This is a genomic window from Vibrio makurazakiensis (assembly GCF_050337375.1).
In the GTDB taxonomy this organism is placed as follows: domain Bacteria; phylum Pseudomonadota; class Gammaproteobacteria; order Enterobacterales; family Vibrionaceae; genus Vibrio; species Vibrio makurazakiensis.
The window spans coordinates 1-5,373 of sequence record NZ_JAKJSW010000257.1 but is presented as its reverse complement, the minus strand read 5'-3'; the positions used below and the strand labels follow the sequence as shown (position 1 = coordinate 5,373).

General features: G+C 41.0%; 6 protein-coding genes and 1 other annotated feature. Of the genes, 4 read left to right on the top strand and 2 right to left on the bottom strand.

The window, feature by feature from the left end:
* Together L4C33_RS19400 and rluD are read right to left on the bottom strand one after the other, a co-directional pair.
* Positions 1 to 351: purine nucleoside phosphorylase YfiH/LACC1 family protein (locus tag L4C33_RS19400; RefSeq protein WP_428814044.1), on the bottom strand; the 351-nt coding region annotated here is incomplete at its 3' end.
* On the bottom strand, positions 351 to 1,325 hold the full coding sequence (gene rluD / locus L4C33_RS19395) for a 23S rRNA pseudouridine(1911/1915/1917) synthase RluD (protein ID WP_428814043.1): 975 nt from the start codon (positions 1,323 to 1,325) through the stop codon (positions 351 to 353). The genes rluD and L4C33_RS19400, both read right to left, overlap by 1 nt.
* A 138-nt stretch (positions 1,326 to 1,463) precedes the next feature.
* Here rluD and L4C33_RS19390 point away from each other — a divergent pair, with 138 nt between their 5' ends.
* The 4 genes from L4C33_RS19390 to L4C33_RS19375 form a co-directional block, all read left to right on the top strand.
* Positions 1,464 to 2,189, top strand: coding sequence for an outer membrane protein assembly factor BamD (locus tag L4C33_RS19390; protein WP_428814042.1), 726 nt, complete (start codon positions 1,464 to 1,466; stop codon positions 2,187 to 2,189).
* 148 nt (positions 2,190 to 2,337) lie between these two features.
* On the top strand, positions 2,338 to 3,786 hold the full coding sequence (locus L4C33_RS19385; RefSeq protein ID WP_428814041.1) for an MltF family protein: 1,449 nt from the start codon (positions 2,338 to 2,340) through the stop codon (positions 3,784 to 3,786).
* A gap of 382 nt (positions 3,787 to 4,168) precedes the next feature.
* A complete protein-coding gene (gene hpf, locus L4C33_RS19380) occupies positions 4,169 to 4,504 on the top strand; it encodes a ribosome hibernation-promoting factor, HPF/YfiA family (RefSeq protein ID WP_428814040.1) in 336 nt (111 codons plus the stop codon).
* A gap of 115 nt (positions 4,505 to 4,619) precedes the next feature.
* Positions 4,620 to 4,738, top strand: a sequence feature (Phe leader region).
* Positions 4,739 to 4,750: 12 nt separating this feature from the next.
* On the top strand, positions 4,751 to 5,373 hold a 623-nt coding region (locus tag L4C33_RS19375; RefSeq protein WP_428814039.1), incomplete at its 3' end, for a chorismate mutase.

The window sequence follows — 5,373 nt, the reverse complement described above, 5'->3', positions numbered from 1 at the left end:
CGTACCTTGTACATTCGTCAGTAGTACAGGTAAACAGTCTGCTGTCATAGCAGAACAAACAACCCCCGTCTGAGCTGTGAATACACCATCTGCATTCAACACTTGATTAGTCGAAGTATAAACTTCAACAACATCGACGGAGTGCGTTTGATTAAGCCAAACAGGTGAGTTTGGCATACTAGAAGCTTGTTGTAACCATTCTCTGTTTTTCTGAACAAGAGAAGAATCATCCCCAACATGAGTGCCAAGGTTTAGCCCTTGGTATTCATTTTTAGAAAACCCACCCACTCGAGTTGAAGCAAACGCTTTTACCCGAGATGGCGCTTTCCAATTAGGGACAATCATAGTCATTAAATGTCGTCTTCTTTATTATCACGAGCATCAACACGCAACGCTTCAGCCATCACGATCATATCGTTCGGTACTGGTGCGTGGAACTCAACTTCTTCACCCGTTGTAGGGTGAACAAATTTAAGCATAACTGCGTGTAGTGCTTGGCGATCGAAAGAACGAATCATTGTCGTAAGCTCTTCAGATGCACCTTTTGGAATGCGTGCACGACCACCGTATGCAATATCACCTAGCAGCGGGTGCTGAAGATATGACATATGAACACGGATTTGGTGAGTACGGCCAGTCTCTAGACGTAAACGAATACGAGTATGTTCGCGGAAGTGCTCAGCTACACGGTAGTGAGTTACCGCAGGCTTACCAACTTCATTTACTGCCATCAATGTACGCTTAGTCGCATGACGGCTAATGCCTTTCTCTACCACACCACCAGCTGTCATTTTACCAATAGCAATAGCTTCGTATTCACGAGTAATACGACGCTTAGCCAACGCTCGTACAAGACGAGTCTGAGCTGGAACCGTTTTAGCAACAACCATAAGACCGGTTGTGTCTTTATCAAGACGGTGAACAATACCAGCACGAGGTACTTCAGCGATTTGTGGGTAATGGTGCAGTAACGCGTTTAGCACGGTTCCATCCGGCGTACCTGCTCCTGGGTGTACAACGAAATCGCGAGGCTTGTTGATAACCAATAAATCATCATCTTCATAAACAATGTCTAGAGGAATATCTTGTGCTTCCCAACGCTCTTCATCTTCAAGTTCAGCTTGTAAGGTAATCTCTTCGCCGCCCATAACTTTCACGCGCGGTTTAGTGATAACTTCGCCATCCACTTGGATTTTGCCGTTAAGTAGCCACTCTTTAATACGAGAGCGAGAAAAATCGGTAAATAGTTCAGCGACAGCTTGGTCTAAACGTTGACCTAACTGGCTGCTTTTTACTGTGTCTGTTAATGTTATCTGCTGAGCCATATCGAACTTTTTTAAAAACCGTGAGACTAATACCCATTACTATGGATAAAATAGAATAATTGCATCATTGTATCTGTTACTGGTTAGAAAGTAACGGAAGCTTACGAAATATTTAAATTCAAGGAATCGACGCCTGACATGAAACACCTTACTTTATCGGGTCTATTAGCATTAACACTGTTGGTTGGCTGTTCAAGCAGTGACGAAATTGTACCTGACGTTCCAGCGTCCGCTTTGTATTCGGAAGCTCAAATGGCACTGCAAAGTGGTAGCTGGTTAACGGCTATTGAGCAGCTGGAAGCATTAGATTCACGCTACCCATTTGGCGCTTACTCTGAACAAGTACAGCTAGACCTTATCTATGCTTACTATAAAAATGATGATTTAGCGTTAGGCTTAGCTACGATTTCTCGCTTTACTCGACTTAACCCAACCCATGAAAAACTGGACTGGGTACTTTATATGCGTGGACTAACGCATATGGCACAAGATCGAAATTTCATGCACGATATTTTTAATATCGATCGCAGCGACCGAGATCCTGAACCTGTAAAGCTCGCATTTTCTGACTTTAAGAAGCTTCTCGAACGCTACCCTAATAGCCCCTATGCTGAAGACTCTCAAAAGCGCATGTATTCTCTTAAGAATCGTTTAGCTAATTATGACTTAGCCACAGCGGATTTTTACTTGCGTCGTGAAGCGTGGATAGCAGCAATTAACCGTTCTCAGGAACTGCAAAAGACATTTCCTGATACAGTCGCAGCTCGCGAATCATTAGAGATCCAGTTAGAAGCTTATAAGCAATTAGGGCTTGAAGACGCGATAAAACGCACAGAGAAACTCATCGAATTAAATCCGCTGTAAACTCTGAATAAAAAATAAAGCTCTACAAATTGATAAACGCACTACTTGTTAGTGCGTTTTTTTGTGCGCTGCATTCCACAAACTTGATGAATAGAACATTAAACGGTATGTTGAGAATATAAGTCTTAACAAAACGTCAACATGGAGTGTGGATGTGATCAGGCTATTATTACTTATTTGGATTCTGGTTTTCGCTCCAATTTCCAATGCATTAGAGCTATCCCCCTTAAGCAATGACCCATATATGGGTGATTTCGATGTACTCAAAAAGAAAGGAACAGTCAGGGTACTTGTTTCAGCAGATCTAGGGTTCTACTTTATTGAAGATGGTAAACCTAAAGGTATTATTGCTGAAATGCTTTACCACTTTGAGAAAAACCTCAAAAAAACCAGTCCATTTATTAATGTACAAATTATTCCCGTTCAACGCGACGACTTACTGCCCTCTTTACAATCAGGGTATGGCGATATTGCCGTTGCAAATTTAACCGTTACCAAAAAGCGCCTAAAAACGGTCGACTTCGCTGACCCGATGATCAAAAACGGCAAAGAGCTCATCATTACTGGTAAGGACACTGAAAACATCACCTCAGTCGACCAACTTAGCGGGAAAGAAGTATGGGTAAGAGCAAGCTCAAGTTACTTTGAGAGTATTCAACTCGTAAACCAAGAACTCAATGCCAAAGAGTTACCTCCCGTTTATGTTCATTTCATTGAAGAGTCCCTGCAGGATTATGAGCTCATTGAACTGGTCAATCAGGGCTATATTCACAGCACTATATTGGATAGCCATAAAGCCAAGCTGTGGCTTAACGTAATGGACAATATTCAGATACATAACGAACTCCCATTACGAGAAAACAGTCAAATTGCTTGGGCATTAAGACAAGACAGCCCGAAATTGAAGTCCGAGATAAATAAGTACGTCAAAAAAGCACGGACAGGTACATTACTCGGCAATGTTATCTACCAAAAATACATAGATAATACGCGCTGGCTTAGTCGCGTTCTTAACCCAAAGAAAGTAGACCGCGTTGCAAATCTAGCTGAGGTGTTTCAAAAATATTCGAGTAAATACGAATTTGATCCCCTCATGATGTCTGCACAAGGATTTCAAGAATCAGGGTTAGATCAAAGCCGAGTATCCCACAAAGGCGCTATTGGCGTTATGCAGGTGCTACCAAGCACAGCCAAGGACAAAAATGTGAATATCCGAAATATTCACAAAGTCGATAACAATATTCATGCTGGCGTTAAATACATGCGTTTCATTAAAGATCGCTACTTCAACKATGATTCGATTAGTCCAGATGACCAAATTTATTTTACATTAGCCGCCTATAACGCAGGCCCGGCAAAAATAAGAAAAATGCGTAACCTTGCAAGAAAGAAAGGCTACAACCCAAATGTATGGTTTAGGAACGTTGAAATCATCACGCGAAAATACGTGAGCAGAGAGCCTGTGACCTATGTTGCGAACATAAACCGCTATTACGTCATCTACAAACAGCTAGCAGCGATTCAAGCAATAAGAAATGAAGGGAACGCCTTGGTTATACCTGAAAATAAATTAACCGTGAGTCAGTTTCCTCGGTAACTTTATTGCGCTGTCATTTACCTAGCCCAGRAACAAAAAAGCCGCCTAAGAAAACTTAAGCGGCTTTTTTAATGTCATTGGATTTTAAATCGTGATCGTAGTTGTAAACCTTTGATGTTCAAAAGTTAACCACCGAATTTGTTAGGCTGTAAAGCCTCCCTAAAAACCACAATAATTTTTAGCGTATCCTTACCTACAATCTAGACTTTTCGGGGTTGAGTTCAAGCGATTTTACCAATAAAAGAACAAAGGTTTGCGGAAGATCACATTTGATTTCAATACTAATACCACGAACAAAAAAAGTGATGCAGATCACATCATTTGATCGGTAAAAACGTAATCTGGAGTTAACCCATAAGGGATACCACAGAGGAAAAAATCTATGAAAATGAATATCACTGGTAAAAATATTGAAATCACCTCTGCTATCCGTGAGCACATAGAAAGCAAATTTAAAAAGCTAGAGAAATGGCAAGTAGACATCATTGGCTGCCAAGCAAGTTTTAGCGAAGAACCAAATAAAAAGAAAAAGTTTGAAGCTGTTATTACGGTACCAAAAGGAAAACTAGTAGCTTCATCAATTCACGATGACCTATACACAGCTGTCAACGAAGTTGAGCAAAAACTGGAACGCCAACTGAATAAACTTCGCCATAAACCAGAAGCTCGTCGAGCAGAAAAACCAGAAATTGAAGAGCTTGAAGCTGAAGTTGATTAACCCCTAAGAATAGATTCAAAAGATAGCGCCTAACTGGCGCTATTTTTTTGCTTGACGCTCTACCCTAGCTTGCTTATTGTGTTTAAACATTCATAAAACAACCACTTTTTATGCACACGACTCATCTGTTTATTTTTGACTTCTTTTTTCTTCCGTAAACCGGAGGCTAAGTCGTTTTAGAAAAACAAGTCAAAAACGAACAGAAAGCCTCCCAAGAAAGGGAGGCTTTTTTATAAGGAAACATTCATGACTGACCGCCACATTTCTCTCGATGAAATTCGCCTTCGTTTAAACGAACTCGATGATCAACTACTCAGCTTATTTTCAGAGCGTCGAAAGCTCAGTATTGAAGTTGCAAAAAGCAAAGTTGAAACCTCAAAGCCAGTGCGTGATGCTGCACGTGAGCAACAATTGCTTGTTAAGCTTATTAATAATGGTAAAGACAAATACGATCTGGATGCCCAGTACATAACAAAGCTCTTTCACACCATTATTGAAGACTCGGTATTGCTGCAACAATCCTACTTACAGAACCTAGCGAATCCACAAAGCCGTAAGCCATTGGCTCGCGTTGCATTTCTTGGTTCTAAGGGTTCATACTCTCATTTAGCCAGCCGTGAATACTTCAGTCGTAAAAATACAGAGCTAATCGAGCTGAACTGTGACCATTTCAAAGAGGTCGCCAATACAGTCGAATCAGGCCACGCTGATTACGGTGTATTACCTATAGAGAACACCAGCTCAGGTTCAATTAATGAAGTGTACGACTTACTTCAGCACACCACTCTTTACATTGTTGGCGAGTTAACTCAGCCAATCGAACACTGCCTAGTGTCTCAAAATGACATTAAGATAGAAGACATTAAGAC